Genomic DNA, 2,619 nt, shown 5'->3' on the forward strand with positions numbered 1-2,619 from the left:
TTTGTTGTAATTGCGCCAGTTAGTGACTTTAAACTTCTGTTTTGCCATGGGACGACCCGTGTTGCCGGATGATGCGTGATCTGATCCTTTAACTCAGCAAAAGTTCGATTTATTCAACAAAGCCCATTCTATCAGAACCAGAATGCATATGACTTTTACAAAGAAAAACCATTATATGATATCGAACATAACGCGCCTCCATATTTTGTATTTGTTAGAACAACGGACACTCTATATCCTCAATATGATAATGAAGATTGTTTTGAGGTGACAGTTTTAGATACAAACAGAAAACAACTGGTATTCTGCTTTCTCTGCTTTGTTGAGGGATTAAGTATTTGTCCTGTTACATGGTTTACACCAGAATTTAAGTCTGTAAGCCCTTATCTGCATGATTTTCTGGATGTATTTTTTGAAGATTTAATGAAAAAATATGATCTACGCATAGACCATCGACAGGGATATTCAGCTCATACTCATTTCTGGGTGAAACGGGCGCGTTACTTGTCAGAACAAGGTCATCAATTGTTCTTGTGCAACAGGAGATCTAATACGCGCACACTCATCCATCCCAATAATATTAACCCACATCATATGAACCGAAAGAAAACTAACTATTACTATTTAGTCGTGAACAAAAACAATCATTTGGCAGTGCCACCTTCGGCCTGGAGTCTCCACCCGATTACCGGATGAATTGCAACAGCATCATTCCACATATCTATTCCATAATTATTTCTTGCCAGACGGTTATCGAGGAAGCGTTCGGTCAGGGCATTGACCGAGGTATTTTCACGACCGGCACGCACTTTCAGTGCGTCGATCAGTTTTTTGTGGAAACGCAGATTAAGCTGACTGAGCATCATCACGCCCTTCAAGGTTGGTATTCTATAAATGCTAGCATAGCAAAATTCAGTTAGTGATGATTTTATCTGTTCATCACTTTGGCTATGTGATGTCTGTTAATTTGGCCATGAGATAACGTGATTGCTTCAGTAGCGAGTTCTGGTTCAAGGATGGACTTAAGGATATCCGTTATGTTCGCCACGAGTTCAGTTTTCAATGCATCATTGATGGCAATGATCACCGGGAAATTGGCCCCCAGCTCGGTTGCAGCCCGTGAAAACATACACTCGTTAAAACCCGGACCGGCGATCCAGTTGGCGTAATAATCAAAAATATTTTTGAGTTGTTGTCTGGGCGAATCCTCACTGGTGACAGTTTTTCTGATATCAGTAATAAACTCAATTTTTCTGAGGTTAAGAACCTCGGTAATGAGAGATTCCTTATCCGGAAAATATTTGTAAAATGTCATTTTCGACACATTTGATGCAGAAGCAATTTTCTCAATACTGGGACTGGAATAACCAAGCTCGTTAAAAACCATACTCGCAGCAGTGATTATTTTCATTTTAGTATTACGCATACAGTTTCTCTGAAAATGGTTACCCGTTATTGTTTACAATACCCGATGAATAGGTTAGAAGACCCGTTTGAGTAATAAAGTATTTTATTCCATATTTATAACATTATCTTCACAAATTGTGCATTAATTCCATATTATCTGCATACCGCTGACCATCTGTTATGAGTAAGTGTCAGCATTTAAGCGGCTTTGTTGAATAAATCAGATTTGGTGCAAGCATCTTCGTAGCCGGTTGCAGTTGTCAGGGGCTTTGTTGAATAAATCGGATTTAGATAAAAGTGCCACCCGTCACTGACCTCTTCAGGCAATCCGCACACTTTCTGGCATCCCTGCACGCGTCATTTTGTTTAAGGCACGGAGCATGGCCATAGCCTCACCAACCTGCCCATCGTAGTCACGCAGCGTCAGGTGCCCACCGAACAGTTGTTTAACCCGATACATCGCCGTTTCGGCCACCGACCGCCGGTTATAAGCCGTGTTCCATTTTCAGTAAGCATTGCTCCCGGTAAGACTCTGCTTGGCCACCGCCTGATTTCTGTCCGCATACTCCGCCGGCCAGTAACCAGCCCGGGTTCGCGGCGGAATAAGCGCCTTGATTTTTTTTCGCCGCAGCTCGTCATGGCAAAGTTTTGTGTCATAAGCGCCATCGGCGGAAGCGACCTTAACTTTCCGATGGGTCTGACGAATAAGTCCCGGGAATGCCTCTGCGTCAGTCACATTATTCAGGGACAGGTCAGCGCAGATAACTTCATGAGTACCGGCGTCCAACGCCAGGTGAAGCTTCCGCCAGACGCGGCGCTTTTCCTGACCGTGTTTTTTCACGGTAATCCCTCCATTTTTAACGGAGGTGATAAGTAGAATCAGTTCATGCGCTGAATATGCTGCATCGGCGTGAAGCCATTCAGTGCCATATTCGGACGTTCATGATTATAAAACCATTGCCACTGCGTGGCATAGCCCTGCAATTCGTCCAGTGAGCTAAGCGGACGGCTTCCCGTTTTCTGCTGCAAACAGGATTACTGTCATCCGGTATCAACCAATGGCGCATACGAATGCACACTAGTATCACTTTTTGCCTTGTACAAGAACACGCGTATCAAACCCGAGAATAAAACTAACATTTCATTGACAATTACCCGGAGAGCCGGGGGGCAACAATGCCCCGTCTGTCTCTATAAATACAGGGCTGCTGT

At 43.7% G+C, this 2,619-nt stretch carries 1 protein-coding gene and 4 pseudogenes; all 5 read right to left on the reverse strand.

The features are described 5' to 3' along the window. Positions 1-113, reverse strand: a pseudogene (locus MUU46_RS23070) (hypothetical protein); the annotation flags it as partial. A gap of 630 nt (positions 114-743) precedes the next feature. Beyond that, positions 744-863, reverse strand: a pseudogene (locus MUU46_RS00225) (transcriptional regulator); the annotation flags it as partial. A gap of 65 nt (positions 864-928) precedes the next feature. Then, positions 929-1,426 (reverse strand): TetR/AcrR family transcriptional regulator, encoded by a 498-nt coding sequence (locus MUU46_RS00230; protein WP_258964450.1) that lies wholly within the window; start codon positions 1,424-1,426, stop codon positions 929-931. A 300-nt stretch (positions 1,427-1,726) separates the two neighbouring features. Next, positions 1,727-2,248: pseudogene (locus MUU46_RS00235) on the reverse strand (IS5 family transposase); the annotation flags it as partial. Positions 2,249-2,286: 38 nt separating this feature from the next. Continuing rightward, positions 2,287-2,403: pseudogene (locus MUU46_RS00240) on the reverse strand (IS3 family transposase); the annotation flags it as partial. Between the last annotated feature and the right edge of the window lie 216 nt (positions 2,404-2,619).

It is taken from the genome of Scandinavium tedordense (assembly GCF_024764965.1).
GTDB lineage: Bacteria > Pseudomonadota > Gammaproteobacteria > Enterobacterales > Enterobacteriaceae > Scandinavium > Scandinavium tedordense.